The sequence below is a fragment of the Cognatundibacterium curvum genome (assembly GCF_014284235.1).
In the GTDB taxonomy this organism is placed as follows: domain Bacteria; phylum Pseudomonadota; class Gammaproteobacteria; order Burkholderiales; family Burkholderiaceae_D; genus Undibacterium; species Undibacterium curvum.
On the sequence record NZ_JACOGD010000006.1, the window covers coordinates 128,348 to 146,482 of the forward strand.

Annotated in this window: 17 protein-coding genes; 6 read left to right on the forward strand and 11 right to left on the reverse strand. The window is 53.6% G+C overall.

The features are described 5' to 3' along the window. Positions 1-315: 315 nt before the first annotated feature. Positions 316-2,013 (reverse strand): methyl-accepting chemotaxis protein, encoded by a 1,698-nt coding sequence (locus tag H8K43_RS12440; protein WP_186904138.1) that lies wholly within the window; start codon positions 2,011-2,013, stop codon positions 316-318. A 34-nt stretch (positions 2,014-2,047) separates the two neighbouring features. Then, positions 2,048-2,551, reverse strand: coding sequence for a chemotaxis protein CheW (locus H8K43_RS12445; protein ID WP_186904321.1), 504 nt, complete (start codon positions 2,549-2,551; stop codon positions 2,048-2,050). Between the two features lie 334 nt (positions 2,552-2,885). On the opposite strand from H8K43_RS12445, the gene H8K43_RS12450 reads away from it, so the two are divergent. Next, positions 2,886-3,188: a hypothetical protein gene (locus H8K43_RS12450; RefSeq protein WP_186904139.1), complete on the forward strand. Its 303-nt coding sequence runs from the start codon at positions 2,886-2,888 to the stop codon at positions 3,186-3,188. 242 nt (positions 3,189-3,430) lie between these two features. Here the strand turns inward: H8K43_RS12450 and H8K43_RS12455 are convergent, their stop codons facing one another. Beyond that, positions 3,431-4,465: an HDOD domain-containing protein gene (locus H8K43_RS12455; RefSeq protein WP_186904140.1), complete on the reverse strand. Its 1,035-nt coding sequence runs from the start codon at positions 4,463-4,465 to the stop codon at positions 3,431-3,433. A 110-nt stretch (positions 4,466-4,575) separates the two neighbouring features. Beyond that, positions 4,576-6,087 (reverse strand): glycoside hydrolase family 18 protein, encoded by a 1,512-nt coding sequence (locus tag H8K43_RS12460; RefSeq protein WP_186904141.1) that lies wholly within the window; start codon positions 6,085-6,087, stop codon positions 4,576-4,578. On the opposite strand from H8K43_RS12460, the gene H8K43_RS19195 reads away from it, so the two are divergent. Continuing rightward, positions 6,086-6,439, forward strand: coding sequence for a SlyX family protein (locus tag H8K43_RS19195; protein ID WP_329604517.1), 354 nt, complete (start codon positions 6,086-6,088; stop codon positions 6,437-6,439). The genes H8K43_RS12460 and H8K43_RS19195 overlap by 2 nt on opposite strands. Before the next feature lie 17 nt (positions 6,440-6,456). On the opposite strand, the gene H8K43_RS12470 is transcribed toward H8K43_RS19195, so the two are convergent. The 4 genes from H8K43_RS12470 to H8K43_RS12485 form a co-directional block, all read right to left on the reverse strand. Beyond that, positions 6,457-7,422, reverse strand: coding sequence for an MBL fold metallo-hydrolase (locus H8K43_RS12470; RefSeq protein WP_186904142.1), 966 nt, complete (start codon positions 7,420-7,422; stop codon positions 6,457-6,459). Positions 7,423-7,550: 128 nt separating this feature from the next. Further along, positions 7,551-8,399: an HDOD domain-containing protein gene (locus H8K43_RS12475; RefSeq protein WP_186904143.1), complete on the reverse strand. Its 849-nt coding sequence runs from the start codon at positions 8,397-8,399 to the stop codon at positions 7,551-7,553. 116 nt (positions 8,400-8,515) lie between these two features. Further along, positions 8,516-10,195: a methyl-accepting chemotaxis protein gene (locus H8K43_RS12480; protein WP_186904144.1), complete on the reverse strand. Its 1,680-nt coding sequence runs from the start codon at positions 10,193-10,195 to the stop codon at positions 8,516-8,518. Between the two features lie 165 nt (positions 10,196-10,360). Then, positions 10,361-11,371 (reverse strand): GlxA family transcriptional regulator, encoded by a 1,011-nt coding sequence (locus tag H8K43_RS12485; RefSeq protein WP_186904145.1) that lies wholly within the window; start codon positions 11,369-11,371, stop codon positions 10,361-10,363. Between the two features lie 131 nt (positions 11,372-11,502). Here H8K43_RS12485 and H8K43_RS12490 point away from each other — a divergent pair, with 131 nt between their 5' ends. Together H8K43_RS12490 and H8K43_RS12495 are read left to right on the forward strand one after the other, a co-directional pair. After that, a complete protein-coding gene (locus H8K43_RS12490; protein ID WP_186904146.1) occupies positions 11,503-11,928 on the forward strand; it encodes a PaaI family thioesterase in 426 nt (141 codons plus the stop codon). Between the two features lie 245 nt (positions 11,929-12,173). Then, positions 12,174-13,574, forward strand: coding sequence for a hypothetical protein (locus tag H8K43_RS12495; RefSeq protein ID WP_186904147.1), 1,401 nt, complete (start codon positions 12,174-12,176; stop codon positions 13,572-13,574). Positions 13,575-13,754: 180 nt separating this feature from the next. On the opposite strand, the gene H8K43_RS12500 is transcribed toward H8K43_RS12495, so the two are convergent. Next, positions 13,755-14,219: a DUF2721 domain-containing protein gene (locus H8K43_RS12500; protein ID WP_186904323.1), complete on the reverse strand. Its 465-nt coding sequence runs from the start codon at positions 14,217-14,219 to the stop codon at positions 13,755-13,757. Positions 14,220-14,364: 145 nt separating this feature from the next. Here H8K43_RS12500 and ygiD point away from each other — a divergent pair, with 145 nt between their 5' ends. Beyond that, entirely contained in the window at positions 14,365-15,168 is an 804-nt protein-coding gene (ygiD, locus tag H8K43_RS12505; protein WP_186904148.1) for a 4,5-DOPA-extradiol-dioxygenase, read from the forward strand. On the opposite strand, the gene H8K43_RS12510 is transcribed toward ygiD, so the two are convergent. Both H8K43_RS12510 and H8K43_RS12515 read right to left on the reverse strand, forming a co-directional pair. Next, on the reverse strand, positions 15,149-16,492 hold the full coding sequence (locus H8K43_RS12510) for an ATP-binding protein (RefSeq protein WP_230403910.1): 1,344 nt from the start codon (positions 16,490-16,492) through the stop codon (positions 15,149-15,151). The genes ygiD and H8K43_RS12510 overlap by 20 nt on opposite strands. After that, positions 16,489-17,211: a response regulator gene (locus H8K43_RS12515; RefSeq protein ID WP_186904149.1), complete on the reverse strand. Its 723-nt coding sequence runs from the start codon at positions 17,209-17,211 to the stop codon at positions 16,489-16,491. Before H8K43_RS12515 ends, H8K43_RS12510 begins: the two co-directional genes overlap by 4 nt. A 298-nt stretch (positions 17,212-17,509) precedes the next feature. Between H8K43_RS12515 and H8K43_RS12520 the strand changes: the two genes are divergently transcribed. Beyond that, positions 17,510-18,061: a Spy/CpxP family protein refolding chaperone gene (locus H8K43_RS12520; RefSeq protein WP_186904150.1), complete on the forward strand. Its 552-nt coding sequence runs from the start codon at positions 17,510-17,512 to the stop codon at positions 18,059-18,061. Positions 18,062-18,135: the final 74 nt, after the last annotated feature.

The window sequence follows — 18,135 nt, forward strand, 5'->3', positions numbered from 1 at the left end:
CAAATTCTTACATCTGTGTTGCAATCAGTCAGCTAATGCGGCTGTCAGGATAGCGATAGTAGCGATGATTTGGGTCAAAATAATCAGGCTGATCATGATATTTCCTTGTGTGGTTGAATGATGTAGCCATGATAGTCATCCGCATCGCAAGAATCCAATGACTTATTCAGATATCAAGTTATGTTATTTATGAATGTCATTAAGATTTCATATTTCTCATTAGTATTTATTGCATTGCACAATTTTTAGAAAAAAAGGCGTCTCCACTAAAGCCGGGACGCCCTGAGCTGAAGATGTGAAGCGCTTAACCGGGCATCAGAACTCTTCCCATTGTCCGTCGTCGGATTTGCCGGAAGGCGTGGATGCACGTGAGACAGTGGCGCTATGGCCGATGGCTGCCTGCTTCACTTTGGCTGGTGCCATGGCTGCGGGGCGGACTGGTCTCGCAGCCGCTGACCTGGGTTTGTCCGCAACGCCGCTCATGCCATTGACCTTGAACACACTGACCACTTCGGACAGGCTGGCCGCCTGATCCTGCAGTGAGGCCGCCGCTGCCGCAGCCTGCTCCACCAGCGCTGCATTTTGTTGCGTGGTTTCATCCATCTGGGTGATCGCGATATTGATCTGATCTATGCCCGATGTTTGCTCCTGACTCGCAGCGCTGATTTCAGTGACCACATCAGTCACACGGCGTACACTGCTGACCACTTCCTGGATAGTGGCACCGGCTTCACCGACTAGTTGCGTGCCGCGCTCAACCTTGCCGACCGAGTCATCAATCAAGACTTTGATTTCCTTAGCTGCACTCGCACTGCGCTGGGCCAGATTGCGCACTTCCGCAGCGACCACTGCAAAGCCCCGGCCCTGTTCACCGGCTCTTGCTGCCTCTACGGCAGCATTCAGCGCCAGGATATTGGTCTGAAATGCGATGCCATCAATCACACCGATAATGTCGACAATCTTACGGGCAGACTCATTGATCCCATTCATGGTATCGACCACCTGGGCCACCACATCGCCACCCTTCATGGCGATTTCTGAAGCTGAGACCGCGAGTTGATTCGCTTGCCGCGCATTATCCGCATTCTGACGCACAGTGCTGGTCAGTTCTTCCATTGAGGACGCGGTTTCTTCCAGCGAACCGGCTTGCTGTTCTGTGCGCGAGGACAGATCCATATTGCCCGTTGCAATCTCAGTTGAAGCAGAGGCGATATTATCGGTGCTGGAACGTACCTGCGACACGATATTGAGCAGACTGGTATTCATTTCTTTGAGTGCCTGCAAGACTTTACCGGCCTCGTCCTGGCTGTGTACTTCGATCTGACTGGTCAGGTCGCCACTGGAAACAGTTTGCGCTACCTGAACAGCATAGCTCAGGGATGCGACGGTTTTACGTATCAATGACAGGCCAAATACCAGTACCAGAATTACGCCAACTAAGGTGATCAGCGCTGAAAGCCAGGTAGCTGAATTCACTGTAGCCGACGCTTCTTGTGCTGCCTTGTTTCCCAAATCAGCATTAAAGGCTTTATGTTCATCCAGCGTATCAGCCATTTTGGCTGGAATGGCTTGATTACCCAAGATGAAATCCCTGGCTTCATCGCGTTTACCTTCTGAAGATAAGGCTAATGCCTTTGTGCGCAGATTGGCGAATTCTTCATAGGATTTTTTGGATTGTTCCAACAAAGCCCGGTCTTTTTCATCGGTTAAATCTTCTTTTTCGTACTTGGCAAATGCGTCTAAGACCTTTTGATGTGCTTCACTAATCGACTTTTGCAACGCAGTTTTACGCTCTGGATCATCGACTGTAATGTGCTGCCACATCTGAACCCGGGTCTGTGCAGCAAAGCGAAACGCATTACCGATGTCGAGCAGGCTGGGTACTGTATTGACATTGGTGAAGTTGGTCACTGTGTAAACTTTATTGATCTGCATAATCCCTAGCCCGGAAACTGAGATCAGAACTAAGAAAAAAATACCGATTAACAGATAAAGGCGCTTGGCGATGCTCATTGTTGTCTCCTGATGCATAGATGCCGCTGGGCGGCTAGTGCGTATTGAGGCTAGAGAGGTTGAGTCCCATGTCGGTCGAGGTCATAAAGCGTTCTATATCCATCAGTATCAACATACGGTCTTCCAGCGGTGCCAGACCGATGAGGAAATCTGCATCAATCGACGAACCCATTTCCGGCGCTGGCCGTATCTGATCCTGGGTCAGGGTAATGACATCCGACACGCTGTCGACCGCCATGCCCAGAGTTTGGCCCTGGATCGTGATAATGATGACGACGGTGAACTGGTCGTAGACGGGTGAGCCCAGTGAAAATTTCATGCGCATATCGATGATGGGCACAATCACGCCGCGCAGATTCATCACGCCCTTCATGAAGTCGGGTGCATTTGCGATTCGCGTCACTGCTTCGTAACCGCGCAACTCTTGCACTCTTTGGATATCAATGCCGTACTCCTCATTTCCTAAGGTGAAGGAAAGGAACTCAAGACATGGGTTGGCGGTGTGCTCACCATTCTGCGACGAGGTCGCTGCAAGCATCGGGCTACTGTTGGCATACTCTTGTAACACAGTGTATCTCCTGTATAAAAGCAGCATCCGGAAAAATACTTGGGTCAGGTAATACTAGTGCAGAATTCAAGTAATTTCTATCTGGTAATGTTTATTTTGCGTAATGTCACAAAATTCAGAAAACGCCTGCTGTGCCAGGCCAAACAGTCAGACCAGGCTGTGCTGTCTGCGCCCCTGGGCAACATTCAGCGCGTATTTTTGCAGCTTCACTCCCGTCTTTTTACACTTCGTCGCAATGTGCTCGCAGCTTGACAGTGCTTCTTCTACAGTACACACATCAACCAACCACTGAAGGAGAAATAAAATGAAATCCACGATCAAAAACAGCCTGATTCTGAGTATCGCTTTGTGTGCCGGTGTCGCTGCTGTGAGCCAGGCATTTACTGCTGAAACCCGCAGCACACAAGCTGAAATCCAGACTGTCAGCATCGTTGCCAAGCGCATGACAGAGCAGGAGAAAATCGCTTTCGATACTGAAAGTGCTGAAGTCCAACAAGTGATTGTCGCAGCGCGTCGTATGAATGCGGAAGAAAAATTTGCTTATGATCAGCAGTTTTCTGTGAACCAGAAACTGGCACAAAAGAGTATGAATGGTAAAGCGATCTGAGCAGAAATACGCATGCAGAAATTTAATGACATGATGCGCTTATACGCTCTACAAGACAGTACCAATCCCATCGCCAGAATCAGTTAGGGCTGAGTTGTTAAAACAAAGTAATTCGTCGTGTTGAATCAGCGGAGAACGGCGTATTTTGCTTTAATAACTTGGCTTCAATTACTTTATTTGAAGAGAAAAATAAATCGCTTTAAAAATAAGGAAACACAGATATCTTAAATTGCCAAGAAATGTCAGCCGATGTCCATTGCTGATTGCAAGCCTGTACAGCAAGCAAGTAATTGCGGCATTTGCTCGAACATCGCTTCTACCTCTGCAGTCGCTACGACTTCTGCACGTTGCAGCAAATAGAGCTGTGTTATTTGCAGCGCTTGCCACAAGCAATGACTGAGTGCATAGTCATCCGGTGCATGGTTTTCATTTGTATCGGCGTGCAATACAGCATCCAATACGGTGTCAGGAAAATGCCATTGGCGGCCCACATGCACCGATAGTAACAAGGCTTGTTCCATCAGATTTTGTTGAAAACGCGCAGAGGCCGGTAACTGCCGCGTTACGCCGGTCTGGTCTATGGTGCGTAAGGCGATAATCAAACCGACATGGCGTAATAGTCCGGCCAGGAAAGCGGTGAATTCATCAAGTCCGCGTTGTAATGCAAGCAGCCGGCAGGCTTGTGCTGTTTTTTCTGTGTATTCCCAAATCAGCGGTGCCAGTGCATTCGTCAGATGGCCGCTTTGTGCCTGTATCAAAGGCCGGAACGCATTGCGAGCGATCAGCATGCGCAGCCCATTTAAACCCAGCAGTTGTACTGCTTTATCCAGACTGTTTATTTTTTGCGAACCCTGGTAACAAGAGCTATTCACCTCTGCCATGAGTTCTGCGACCAGTACAACATCTTTCGCAATTTGCTGCGCCAGATCACCGGCCGTGATGTTTTCATCACGCAGGCTCTTCAAGAGTTGCGGCAGTACGCTGGGAACGCGCGGTATCAGTTGAGAACCAGATAATTCACTGTGTAACACACGGTCCAGTGCAGCCAGTACGGCACGCTCAGTGTAGGGACTGGGCGCGCCCAGATGTGGACCCAGCATCCACTGGTTGAATTGCGCCAGCTGACGCGCCGGTAATTGCCATTGCAGGCTCAGATCAGGGCTGGACGCTGCGGGTTCAGGTGCAGCAGCAGTGGTCGGGGCTGGCGCGGCAAGCACAGCGGTAGCAGCGCCATCCTGAGTTTGTAAGCCAAATAATCGCAATAACAAAGCTTTCACTGAGTTGTCCGGTTGGCAGTGGGGATAATGCATCTTAGCTGATAAGTCTGTGAATTTACAAACTGTCATTCAGCGTGCAAGTCTGTTCCTGACGGTCATACCTGGAAGGCTCAGCGAATTTCGCAACGCGGATTACTGGCAAGCGGCCGATATACCAGCGCTGCAGGATGCACGCGTAACTGACAGCTTTGCTGATAGAGCGCGCTATGTAGCTGGCTCAGCAGAGTCGCTTGCTGCGCATCCTGCCCCAGATGCCAGAACATGGCTCCGGCCAGACCCTGATGGCGCAGGTAGGCGACCTTGGCCTGTACCGCGCGCGCATCGTCAGCACTCACAAAAATATGCTGTTGCGGATGCCAGAGCCAGCTGGCATGGCTGATCTCTGAATACTGTGGCTGATACCCATAGCTACCCGCCAGCATGGCTTGCAGATCGGCATACGCAGGCAGACGTGGGTCACCGCGCTGTACGCAGCTTGGGCAACCGGTCAGCAAGCTGACGTCACCTTGATAATGATCGCCAGCTGGTGTCACAAAACGCTGATGCAAGCCCTGCTTGTCAGCACCGACCTGAAACAAGGCGCGCCCGTAAAACGGAAAACCCAGTACCAGCTTATGCGCTGGTACACCGGCCACCAGATATTGCTGAACTGCGGCATCTACCGTCAGTGCAAAACGCGCCGGAAAGTCCTGCTCCAGCTGCGCTGCAGTCAGGCTGGGTGCAGCCAGTGCGCTTATGGGATTGTCATACAGCGCCTCACCGGGTTCGCCAAACAAATGCGCCTGATGATTGCTGAGTTTTTCCCAACTGCCATTCAAATCGTAAGTCATGAGGTTGATGTAATCGACACTGGCCGCAATTGCCGGCCAGGCCGCATAGGTACGCGCCATATTGAAGGCACCACCGGCGGCAGCGATGGTCAGCTGATAAGGGCGCGCACGATGGCGACCAGCCTGGTTCAGCGCCTGCCGGAATTCACGTAATAAGTCGGTAAACGCGGCGGCATCCTGTGCGCGTGGATATTCCCAATCAATATCCACACCATCGAAACGGTAACGCTGCATCAGGCTGACGCAAGAGCGTATCAGCTTGCTGCGCGCGTCCGGCGTGGCGGCTGCCTGGCGGTAGCGTTCCACGTCAGTGCTGTCATCATTGGTATGGGTCCAGCCACCGAGTGAATACAGGATGCGCAAGCCGGGCTGATGCCGCTTCAACGCTTGCAACTGGGTCAGTGCGCGCGCTGCCTGGCGTGCATTGGTACCAGCTTCAAAATCGCATTCGCCTTTGGCATTGATATCCATAAACGCAAAATTGATATGGGTCAGCTGGCGAGCCACATCGGGCTGGATATCGCTGGCGCGCAGGCTGCCGTTTTGCTGACCGGCGAGCTGTTCTTTTTCGAGTAAAAAATAGCCGATCACCACCGGCGAGCCGCTGCCAGCTTGCGTGCTTGCTGCGGGGCTGAGCGGCTGTGCTGCAGCATCATCAACGTTGTACAAAGCACAGCTCAACAGGGTGACCAGTAAGGACTGGCGGCGTAGGAAAGACAGGATATTCATACGCTCAGGATGCAAGTTGGGGCGCATCTGGTCAACAGGTTTTTCCGGCTCAGGCAGCAGCATGCATTCCGGCGCTGCTGCGCACTATGACGGTCTGGCAAACGCAGCGCGTGTCAGCATGAACTGGTATGGCATACTGTGCGCCTTGTATCATCAAGCAGATCTTCACACCGATCACCACACAGAAAGCATAGAGAACCGTATGAGTACCGAAGAACGTTTAATCGACCTGGAAATCCGCCTGTCGCGGCAAGATGATCTGGTCGATACCCTCAATACCCAGGTCTATCGTCAGCAAAAAAAGATCGATGAACTGGAAGCCCTATGCACAGCGATGGCCAAGCGCCTGCGCGAACTGGCCGTAACGGCAGCGCAGCGGCAGCCGGTCCTGGATGAACGGCCACCGCATTACTGATTAGGGCCTGTTAAGGCTTAATTTCCCGGTGCATAGTTGATCGGGGTGAATGCATACGCCTTGTTCTCAGCGCGTACATAGCCCAGACCAGGGAAAGACAAATGCGCAGCGCCGATCAGGTCACCCGATTTGGCTGCCTGCGCATAGGCCAGTTTGCGTTGGGCCGCAGCGGCCTTGCTGTCGCTGTCAAACTGTATGGTGACGGCCGGGTTAGCAAACTGCACCGCCGCCACATGCATCAGATCGCCCCACAACACCAGATTCTGGCCTTTGCTGCTGATGGTGTAGATGGTATGACCCGCAGTGTGGCCGTGCGTGGCCGTGGCTTTGATGCCGGGCTGCAGTTCGGTATTGCCTTCAAAGGCCTTGAATTTGCCAGCCTTGATATAGGGATTGATGGAAGCCATCGCGCCCTGGAAAAAGCCTTTGCTGTCCTGAGGTGCTTTATCCAGATTGGCCTGGCTCAGCCAAAAGTCCACGTCATGCTGATCCGCGCGCACTACCGCGTTTGGAAACACCATGCTTTCACCCTGCATCAGACCGCCGACATGATCCGGATGCATATGGGTGATGTAGATTTCATCGACCTGTTCCGGGCTGTAGCCAGCGGCTTTCAGATTGGCCTGCAATTTACCCAGGGTAGGGCCAAACAGACTGCCGGCACCGGTGTCGATCAGGATCAGCTTACTGCCGGTATTGATCAGATAGCCGTTGACCGAGGTTTCCAGTGGGCTGTGCTGATGCGACTTATGTAAGGCCTTGCTGACTTTTTCCGGGCTGGTATTGGTCAGCAATTTATCGACCGGCAAAGCCACTGTGCCATCGGATAAGGCAGTGACTTCGAATTCACCGACCATGGTGCGGTAATAGCCGGGGGCGGCGGTTTTGACTTGCGGTGCAGCGGCATAACTTTGACTTGCAGGCAGTGCCAATGCGGTCAGAATAGCAAATAAGCTGGTACTAAGTTGACGGGATACTGACATTCTTCATCCTTCCGAAAACGTGGTTTTCAAAACGCAGCCCTGCCGGATGGGTGGGCTTGCGGTGTTAACAGGCTTCGGAATTATGCCTAAGATGCAGAAAGTCTGCCGGCGTTACCCGGTTTGGCGTCTCAGTGCAGCAGCGATTGCAGCAATGACTGGGTTTCAGTGTTAGTTTGCTGCAGTATGTCACGCAGACTATGCTGATTCAGCGAGCAGTCTGTGCTGTTACGCGCCGCCTCTATCTGTTCTGGCAGGCGCGGATCTATCGGTGATGGGACCGGGCTCAGGTCATTGGCTGCGATTAAAATTTCGCCCAGGCTGGCCGGTGGCAGCGCACGTGCGCCATACCACAGTACTTCGATGGCAGATTGCACGCGTTTAGGCACCATCAGTTGATGCAGTACTGCGCGGCCTATGAAAATTTCAGGGGATTCATCGAGTTCATGTTCAGGCGTGCAGTGTGTATCTTCCAGCAAAGCCGGAAACTCTTCAGCGCGAGACAGCAGATAGAAACCGCCTACTTCATGCACGATACCGGTAAACATCGCCGTTTCCGGATCGGACAGGGTGACATGTTTGGCCAGACAATATGACAGCGCGCCGACATGCGCGCTGTGCAGCCACAGGCTTTCCATTTTGTGCCGGATCACGGGCTCGGTAATCTGATGGCTGATCTGGCGCATGATGACTGCCGCGACAACCGAGCGTAAGGTGCTGAACCCCAAAATCGAGACGGCAGTACGGATATTGGTCACGCCGCCGCCAAAGCGGCTGTAGGCAACGGAATTGGCGATCGCTACTACACGGGCCGCCATCAGCGGTTCTTTCATGATCAGGCGTGCTGCTGCCTCTATACCGCACTCAGGATCGTCGAGTGCCTGCTGGATGTGCAGACTGGCTTGTACGTGGGTAGGGAACACCAGTTCCCCGCGTTGGGTCTCGGCGACGATATGATGTAATGCTTGGGACTTATTCATGTTCTTTCAACAGGCTCAGGCAGATGTTTCCAGCGTGGCTAAGTCATAGGTGCGTGCTTGTTTGTCACACCTATGCTGAGTGACTGTCTACTGGTGGCTACGCGCGTGGCGTTGGCTTAATCCTTATGAAATCCTAATACTTTCACTAATTTACCGGCCGCACCGGAGACCAGACCTGACTGTGCTTCTGGTCCCGCTGCGCTGACGCGGTGCACCCCTGGAGCTTGCATGGCTGGCCGTGCTCCATGAGATTGATCCAGTTTAAACGCTGAAACCACGCGCGCCAGGTTGCCGGCTTGTTCTTCCATACTTTCGGCAGCAGCAGCGGCTTGTTCAACCAGGGCTGCATTTTGCTGTGTCATTTCATCCATTTGTGTGATGGCGCGATTGACTTCCTCTATGCCCGCGCTTTGCTCCTGACCTGCGGCCGTGATTTCTGCCATGATGTCTGCCACATGGCGTACCGACGTGACGATTTCATTCATGGTTTGTCCAGCCGCATCCACCAGCTTACCGCCGGCATCGACTTTCTCGACCGAGTCTCCGATCAGGGTTTTAATTTCTTTCGCTGCACTTGCGCTGCGTTGTGCAAGATTGCGGACTTCGGAAGCAACAACGGCAAAACCTCTGCCCTGTTCTCCGGCCCGCGCAGCTTCTACGGCTGCATTTAAAGCGAGGATATTGGTTTGGAAGGCAATTCCATCAATCACACTGATGATGTCGACTATTTTACGCGAACTTTCCTTGATGGAGTTCATGGTATCGACGACTTTCCCTACCTCTGCACCCCCCTTGATAGCAAATTGAGAAGCCGAAGTCACCAGAGTGTTTGCCTGTTTTGCATTATCTGCGTTGTGACGCACGGTGGCCGTGATCTGTTCCATGGAACTGGCGGTTTCTTCCAGTGCGCCAGCCTGAGTTTCGGTACGTGATGACAGATCGGCATTGCCGGTAGAAATTTCACCCGAGGCCGTTGCAATGGCATCGGTACCTTGCCGCACTTCGCTGACGATACGGAATAAATTGTCATTCATATCTTTTAAGGCGTTCAGCAATTCGCTGATTTCATCGCTGCCTTCCGCCATTTGATGATGTGACAATTCCCCGGCCGCGACTTGTTGTGCGATCAGCACTGCTTCCTGTAAAGGTGTGGTGATACTGCGCGTCATGAACAAAGAAAAAGCCGCTCCCAGCAAGACGATCACGCCGCCGAAAATGAACAGCATCAGTGTCAGCCGTTTATCGCTGGCTTCAGCTGCCTGACCCAGCGCGTCCGCCGCCTGGTCCTGAATTTCGACCAGGCGATTGATTTCCAGCAGGGACTTTTGCTGCAGCGGGTCGATCTGGGTAGCGATCACTTTGACCGCTTCTTCGCCATTGAAAGAGAGCAGCATTTTGAAGGCTTCTTTGGTCGGTGCATCGACCTGGGTATCGAGATCCGTGACGGCTTGCAGTAGTTTTTTTTCATCTGCGGTGACACCGAGCGCCAGGAATTTGTCGCGTGCTTCCAGGAAGCGGGTATGCTGATTTTTGACCAGCACTTTTTGTTTTTCGAGCTCACCCAGATCGCTTTGCAGACCAATATTACGGATCGCTATACCACCTTCCAGTAAGGCCGTTTTCATGCTTGCCGCCAGATTGGTCTTGGCTTTGGAGGACGCCAGCCCAACCGACATTTGCTGACGGTTGCGCGAACTCAGGACGTTATCGACCACCAGTATCAGGATCAGGCTGGCGAGAATGACACCGAAGCCGATAGCGAGCCGGGTACCGATGCGCAAATGACGTAAATTCATACTGACTCCTGGTAAAGGTGATCCCGATTCCCGTCTCCAGCCAGCAATGCACACAGCGCATCTTGGTCCGGTGTAATGTTTCCATACTATGCCATAAGAAGCTTGATGCAATAACGCAATTGTTGCGCAAGGTTAACGCTTCGTGCTGCAAACATGAGCGCGTGTTCAGACTTTGGTATCGCAGCGATGGCGCCAGGCCGATGGGCTGCAGTCATAGCTGCGGCGGAACAGACGGCGGAATGCACTGCTGTCCTGATAACCGATGCGCAGCGCGATTTCATCCAGACTCAGATCGGTTTGTTGCAACAGGCGGCGTGCCACTTCCAGCTTCAGCATCTGTGCATACTTGCCGGGCGTGGTATTGAGCAGTTGCGAGAAACGACGGATCACGGTTCTTTCACTGACGGCCAGATGCTGCGCCAGTGCCGCCAGGCTGAATGGCTGCCTCTGATGTCGGGTGAGCCACAGGCGGGCGCGCTGTATCAGTGCGTCTTCCGGTACATTGTCGACCGGATAATGCTGCTGCGTCTGCACATAGGGCAGTTGCGACTGACGTTGCGCATCGATCAGCAAAGTGCTGGCCAGCTGTGCCGCCAGTTCTGCACCGCCAAACTGCAGTATCAGATGATGCGCCAGTTGCAGATAGGCGGTGGCGGCACCGGTGGTCAGCAGGCCCTCATCACTGACCAGCATGTCAGCGACCTGCAGCGTGGTATCCGGAAATTCCTGATGAAACTGGTGTTCCAGCCACCAAGGCACGGTCGCTTTACGCTGATTTAGCAAACCGGCATCCGCCAGTACAAAGGCGGCACTGCAGTGCGCCGCAATCAGACAGGATTCGGCATGGCGTTCACGCAGCAAGCTATGCAGTGGCTGCAGTTGTTGGCGCGCGCTGCGGAAAGCGCGCATGCCATTGCCGACAAACAGCCCCGGCAGCAACACCAGATCAGGCTGCGGTCCAATGCCTATACGGCCATCACAGTTTAGCCGTAAGCCGGAAGAGCTTTGAACGGCCTGTCCATCCATTGAATGCAGCGACCAGCTGAACAGCGCCTCGCGCGGAGTTGTATGGCCAGCCTGAGCCATGGCATTGGCGATATGTAACAGGTCTGCCATGCCGGTGACGGCAGAGCCCATGCATTGCGGATAGACCCAGAATTCGATGTGTGTCGTCATAGGCTGCCTTTTTGTGTGATTTTGTGGCGGTTTGAGCGCGATAAAAGTCAATACTGACACTTCAAACGGATACACACAATGTTTACAATGCGCTTCAGGCATTTTCGCCTGCTACCACCCAAGGAATCAGCATGTCCGCTCAAGTCACCCTGTCCTCTGAACAATTGAATCAAATCGGCGCGCCCTATCTGCCCGGTCATCTGGGCATACGGATTTTGTCGGTTAGCCCGGGCGCAGTCAGCGCAGAGCTGGATGTGGTGCCGCATCTGATGGCGCCGAATGGCTTTTTGCACGCTGGCAGCGTGGTGACGCTGGCTGATACCGCCTGTGGCTATGGCTGTATGGCGACTTTGCCGGAAGGCGCGACCAGCTTTACTACGATAGAACTGAAATCGAATCACCTGGGCACAGCGCGTAGCGGCCGTATTCAGGTCAGCGCCAAAGCCACGCATCTGGGACGCACGACCCAGTTGTGGGATGCCGAGGTCAGTTACGAAGGAAAAGTCATTGCCTTGTTCCGCTGTACTCAGATGATTTTGTATCCTAGGGCCAGTTAACATTTAAATTGCGTGATTAAAATGTGAAGCGACCGTAATCCAGGTAAATAAGCGGAGACCTGGCCAGTCTGTATGTCGTGACGGCGAAAGTTGCAGCAGACTTACGACGAATTAATAGTTTGAAAACGCCAGCCGGGGGCTTGCTCTATTACAATGAGGATTTACGCAGCGACGCGGGCTACCCATGCCACAGGCGCAGTCTGCGTATATCCTGTAACGTGATTTGCAACCTCCCCGGAGCCAGCGTGAACCCTAACTTTCGTCTCGCCAGTATTGCCTTATCGACTCTCAGCGCACTGGCACTGTGTGCCTGTGGTGGTGGCAGTAGCAGTAGTTCCGCTGCGGCGGATAACAGCGCTGTCAGCGTGACTGTGCCGGTGCCGGCCACCGTGTCTGTCGGTGATCCTTTGACTTTCACCGGCAAAGCGGCCAGCAACGCCGGTGCCATCAGCAAGCTGTACTGGCAAATCGAAACCCTGACCCTGGGTGCCGACTCAGTCACGGGGGTCAGTAATGCTGATTGTAAAACAGTGACCACAGACAGCAGTGGCACCAACTGCGTGCTTAGCCTCACGCCACCGGCTAAACTGAGTTCAGATGTGACGTATAAGCTTAGCTTTTTCGCGGTTGATGCTAAGGGCAATCAGAGCAATAGCTTTACCACGCTCAAAGTTTTACAGTCCGCTTCTATTACTAATAATCCCAGCGTCAAAGTCGGTGCTGATGCCACTGTTACTTCAGGGGATAAAGTCAGCCTGAGCTGTACCGGCAGCGGTGGCACCCCAGCCAGCAGCGGCAATGCCTATGCCTATCAATGGGTGGTCAGCGATGCAGCCGGACTGACGCTGAGTCTGACCAATCCTGCCACGGCAGCGGCCAGCTTTGTCGCGCCGTTGGTGACTCAGAGCACCATCATCAAACTGCAATGCCGCGTCACCGACGACAAACAGCGTACCGGCACAGCCACACAGAGCATCACGATTAATCCCGTTGTTAAACCCACCGTGGTTCCGATCTCCACCAGTGGCGGTAATGTACAGCCGGGTGCCAGCGCGAGCCTGGATGGCAGTAAATCCACCATGTACGATGTCAATGGTAAGGAAGTGACTGGCCAGGCCATGTATTTCCTGTGGCAGTACAAATCCGGACCAGCTGGCGCTACCCCGCTGACCATTTACAATGCGGGCTCCAGCGTTGCCAGTGTGGTGTTTCCGGCCGTAGTGACGGCCCCGACTTCATACACCTTCACGCTGAATGTATCGACCGCGCCGATTGCCGCCGATGGCAGTTCGGCCGATCCGGTCAAACAACGCGATGTGGCTTTCTTTGTGAGTGCCCTGCCCGCCATCAGTGTGACTTCCTACAATCTGGTGCAGTCTGTGAACAGCGGCGCCAGTGTGCAGCTGAAAGCAGAAACACCGTCTAATACCAATTCAACAGTGCCGATTTATTTTGGCTGGACCCAGATCAGTGGCCCGGCAGTGGCGCTGGCTGGTTCCGGATCGCAGATCGCTGGCTTTTTTGCGCCGGCCGTGACCGCGCCGACGACATTGCAATTCCGTGTCTCAGCCGGTTATTACCCGGTCACAGTGGCGAATCCTGGCACAGCCAGTGCGGATCTGATCGTGCAGGTGTTGCCGAATTAAGTAGTCAGGACTGACGCAAAACCGCCCCAGCTGTGTTATGGCTCCTTGTCGTGCACTGCGTACTGCCTGCGTCGCCAGGCCTTGCCGGGACAATTTTGCGTCAGTCCTTGTCGTAAAAAGCACTCGATAAAAAAGAGCGGGCAGCGTAAAGGCTGCCCGCTCTTTTTTTAGCTGCAGCGATCAGGACTGACGCGACAGACGGCGGATTTTATCGCGCTGATGCTGGCGCGACAGTGTTTTGGTGGCGACAAAAATCTCGCGCATGAAATAGATAAAACTACCGATCAGCGAAAAAATCCCACCGACGAATAAAGCTGCAATCCACTTGTCCAGCGCCAGTCCGGTCGCATCGCCGGTGAACAACAAGGCAATCACCAGACAGACCAGCAAGCCGGTGGTGGTGCTCAGGGTAATCGCGCGGTTAATCAAATGTGAGCGCTGGTATAACTCTTCGAGCTCGGTTTCCAGATCTTCTGCATGGTCAGGATTTTTTTGCAGTAATTCTTCCACTACCCTGGCCCGGTCGATGATGCGCGCCAGGCGGCTGGTCAGCACGCCCAGCTTGGTGCCCACACCGGTCAGCAGGAACACCGGCGCAATCGCCAGCTGAATAATATGGCTGACATCACCAAGTTGCAGATTGATCATAAACACCTATCCTTTCTTTCTTGTATAGTGCCTGCCTAGGGCCTGTTAACACTTAAATTACATCTCGCAATTTAAATGTTAACAGGCCATAGACCGCAGTTTGTAATTTGAGCTGCATCTTAACGCAATTCAGGAGAAATGGATGTCCGTTCCATCCCGTATGCCCGTCATGTTTATCGGTCATGGCAGCCCGATGAATGCGCTCGAGCACAATCGTTTTACCGCCAGCTGGCAAGCCTTAGGCCAGCGCTTTCCGGCACCGCGTGCCATCCTGATGATTTCTGCGCACTGGATGACCCAGGGGCTGGCGCTGACTGCGATGGCAGAACCGCGTACTATCCATGATTTTGGTGGCTTCCCGGCTGAGTTATTCGCGGCCCGCTATCCGGCACCGGGTGACCCCTTGCTGGCGCAGCAGATCGCTGAACAGTTAGCCCCTTTTGTCCGGCCAGCGGCGGTAACGCTGGATCAGGAATGGGGACTGGATCATGGTGCCTGGTCGGTGCTGCTGCCCATGTATCCGGCCGCACAAATCCCGGTGCTGCAACTGAGTCTGGATATGACACAGCCTGCAGCCTGGCATTTCGCACTCGGCAAACAACTGGCTGCTTTGCGTGATCAGGGCATACTGCTGATGGGTAGCGGTAATGTGGTACACAACCTGCGCCGGCTGGTGATGCAGGATGCCGGCTATGACTGGGCGCAGCAATTCGAAAACACGGTAGAGCAGGCAATATTGCGGCGTGACTGGGATGCATTGATCCATTACGAACAGCATGGCAATCCGGCCTTGTGGTCGATACCGACCAGCGAGCATTACCTGCCTTTGCTCAGCATACTCGGTGCCATTGCTGACGATGATGCGCTGGAGATCGTCAATCAGGGCGTTACGATGGGCGCGATCAGCATGTTGTCGCTGATCGCTGTTACTGCAAAGGCAGACTGAGCCGGACTTCCAGCCCCTGGGGCGACAGATTGCGTAATTGCAGCGTGCCCTGATGTTGCTGCGCGATGTTCTGGGCGATGGTCATGCCCAGACCGGTACCGCCGGAATCGCGTGAGCGTGAAGTCTCCAGCCGGAAGAACGGTTCAAACACCTGCTGTTGGTATGCTTCCGGTATGCCGGGACCGCCATCACGGATCAGCACATGTACCGTATGCTGGTCCTGCAGCTGGCTGTGTTCCAGACTGACCTCAGCGAAATGACCGTATTTCACTGCATTGTCGATCAGATTGGTCAGGCAACGGCGTAAAGCCTGCGGCCTGGCCTGCACGATATAACCGGGCTGGCCGCTGAAGCGTACATCCTGTCCGGCATCCACTGCATCGGTGCACACACTGTCTAACAAGGAGTGCAGATCCAGTAAACTGCGTTGTTCCTGGCTATCCATACTGCGTGCCAGATCCAGACCTTCGCGTATCATCATCTGCATTGCTGACAAATCACCGATCAGGCGGTCTTTTAAATCCGCATCCTGCACTTTTTCCAAGCGCAAGCGTAAGCGAGTGAGCGGGGTTTGCAAATCATGGGTGATCGCGGCCAGCATATGGGTGCGCTGCGCAATGTGTTGTCGTATCTGTGCCTGCATCGCATTAAACGCTTGCGTCGCTTGCCGGATTTCGCTGCTGCCCTGCTCATCCAGCGCGGGGCGATTGATATCCCGCCCCAGTGCACTGGCAGCCGCCGCCATTTGCTGTAAAGGGCGCATCGTCATACGCGCGATCAGATAAGCCAAAACACCGATACTGATAATCAGGATAATCAGATACTGAATAAAGTCTTGCCGTACCGGTGGTGGCGGGGTACGCGGCGGCATCACCACCAGCTTCAGGGTAGTGCCGTCATTGAGTGTGATGCCCAGCGCTTCACATTGCAGGCGGCGTTTTTGTTTGTCGCGTAAATCGTAGGGACAGGATTCGTCGGAGGCCTCGGCCAGCGAGTACACTGCAAAGTTCTTCCCCAGCCTTTCACTGACCGCGCGTGCGTATTCTGTGCGCGGCAAGCCGGTGTTGCTGGTGCTGGTCAGCTTGGTGACCTGCAAACCCAGCCGTGGTGCAGTCGCCAGAAACTGGGCGCGGTTTTGGGTAGGCAGCACATCCAGCGCACGGACCAATTGTTCGACCCGGTCGATCGTATGGGTTTCGCGGAACTGGCTCAGGGTTTTTTCACGCTCGCCCAGCGCCAGCCAGCTGGTCAGGCCAGCTGTCACTGTCACGCCTAGCAGGAGCAGGGCAAATACCCGCCCCCACATCGACGCCAGGATATTCATGCATATTCCGTGCTGACCGTCATCGCCAGCACATAGCCGCCATTCCTGACAGTTTTGATGATTTGTGGCGAGCGCGCATCTTCACGCAGCTTTTGACGCAGACGGCTGATCTGAATATCAATAGAACGGTCAAACGGATCGGCATCGCGGCCATGCGTCATGTTCAGTAACTGATCGCGGTTCATGACCCGGTTGGGATGCTCGAGGAAAATGCTCAGCATCTTGAATTCGGCGCCCGATAAGGAAATCACCGTGCCTTCCGGGCTTAGCAAATGACGCGCTGTGGTATCCAGTGTCCATTCACCGAATATATATTTGCGTGGCCCCTGCTCGTCAGGCTGATGCTGGGTGTGAACACGCCGCAATACACTGCGTATACGTGCCAGCAATTCACGTGGCTCAAAGGGTTTAGGCAGATAATCATCCGCACCCATTTCCAGCCCGATAATCCGGTCCAGCGGCTCACTACGTGCAGTCAGCATTATCACTGGTAAATTGGATTTGCCGCGCAGGGTACGGCATAAGGTCAGGCCATCATCACCCGGTAAATTCAGGTCCAGCACGAGCAGCTCAAAGTGTTGCTCGGCCAGTGCTGCCCACATACCTTTACCATCAGCGACCATGGTCGCCTGGTAGCCGTTATCGTTCAGGTAATCCGCTAACAGGCTGCGGATGTCGTGATCGTCATCGACGATTAAAATTTTTTGTCTGGTATCCATAGGCATGATTATGCAGGGCTGGTGTGCTGCTATTGTAGGCGGTTTTGTATCGTCTTGTTATCATACGCGTTGAAATACATACTGTGAAACAGTGCCTCATTGCGTGTATCCGTGTACCCTTTGCCACCTGTTACACGGGGATACAAAGCCAGCCTAAATTGAAACTCTGGCCTAAAAAAAAACAGGCAATATGCGTCCCATGCAATTCAGTCATAAACCGGAATTGCTGAATAATTGGAACCCACACCAGAAAGCCAGCCTAAGCCAGTGTTTTTCGGTGTCTGCTCAGAGAGAGATCATGAAAAGCATACAAACCGTAATTCAGAGCGTTTTGCTCACCTCCGGCATCGTATTGTCAGCCGCCGCCAGCGCACAATCTGTGCCACCCCAGCCGCCGCCACCTCCGCCGCATGGCGCACACGGGCAAGAAGGCGCTCCTGGCCATCACGCGATGGATATGGCGAAATGGCAGGAAAAAATGAAGGAAAGAATGGCGAAGCGTCAGGCTGAATTGAGAGATTTACTGAAGCTCACACCGGCGCAGGAACCTGCCTGGAAAACCTTCGTTCAGAGCATGGAACCCAAGGGCATGACCTTGCCGCAAGATCCCAAAGAGATGGATAAACTCAGTACGCCGGAACGCATGGAGCGTTCGCTGGAGCGCATGAAAGAGCATCAGGCCAGTTTGCAAAACCGTTTGGCCGCTTTGAAAAATTTTTATGGCAGCCTGACACCGGAACAGCAAAAGCTGTTTGATGAAAATCATCGTCGCATCAAAAAAGACATGCAAGACCGCATGGCAAAAGAGATGCAGCGTAAAGACGGACCACCACCCATGTCGCGTCCATAAGCAAAAAAAATAAAAAAAACGGGCTGTTCAGCCCGTTTTTTTTACACGGCACAAACCGCGCAGTACCTAAATTA

Bases quoted from the DNA above. Each gene is read 5' to 3' on its own strand.
- H8K43_RS19195 (WP_329604517.1), top strand. From the start codon at position 6,086: ATGCATTCCGGCGCTGCTGCGCACTATGACGGTCTGGCAAACGCAGCG.
- ygiD (WP_186904148.1), top strand. From the start codon at position 14,365: ATGTCCGTTCCATCCCGTATGCCCGTCATGTTTATCGGTCATGGCAGC.
- H8K43_RS12445 (WP_186904321.1), bottom strand. From the start codon at position 2,551: ATGCTTGCAGCGACCTCGTCGCAGAATGGTGAGCACACCGCCAACCCA.
- H8K43_RS12515 (WP_186904149.1), bottom strand. From the start codon at position 17,211: ATGGATACCAGACAAAAAATTTTAATCGTCGATGACGATCACGACATC.
- H8K43_RS12480 (WP_186904144.1), bottom strand. From the start codon at position 10,195: ATGAATTTACGTCATTTGCGCATCGGTACCCGGCTCGCTATCGGCTTC.
- H8K43_RS12475 (WP_186904143.1), bottom strand. From the start codon at position 8,399: ATGAATAAGTCCCAAGCATTACATCATATCGTCGCCGAGACCCAACGC.
- H8K43_RS12460 (WP_186904141.1), bottom strand. From the start codon at position 6,087: ATGCTGCTGCCTGAGCCGGAAAAACCTGTTGACCAGATGCGCCCCAAC.
- H8K43_RS12520 (WP_186904150.1), top strand. From the start codon at position 17,510: ATGAAAAGCATACAAACCGTAATTCAGAGCGTTTTGCTCACCTCCGGC.
- H8K43_RS12440 (WP_186904138.1), bottom strand. From the start codon at position 2,013: ATGAGCATCGCCAAGCGCCTTTATCTGTTAATCGGTATTTTTTTCTTA.
- H8K43_RS12490 (WP_186904146.1), top strand. From the start codon at position 11,503: ATGTCCGCTCAAGTCACCCTGTCCTCTGAACAATTGAATCAAATCGGC.
- H8K43_RS12510 (WP_230403910.1), bottom strand. From the start codon at position 16,492: ATGAATATCCTGGCGTCGATGTGGGGGCGGGTATTTGCCCTGCTCCTG.
- H8K43_RS12470 (WP_186904142.1), bottom strand. From the start codon at position 7,422: ATGTCAGTATCCCGTCAACTTAGTACCAGCTTATTTGCTATTCTGACC.
- H8K43_RS12450 (WP_186904139.1), top strand. From the start codon at position 2,886: ATGAAATCCACGATCAAAAACAGCCTGATTCTGAGTATCGCTTTGTGT.
- H8K43_RS12485 (WP_186904145.1), bottom strand. From the start codon at position 11,371: ATGACGACACACATCGAATTCTGGGTCTATCCGCAATGCATGGGCTCT.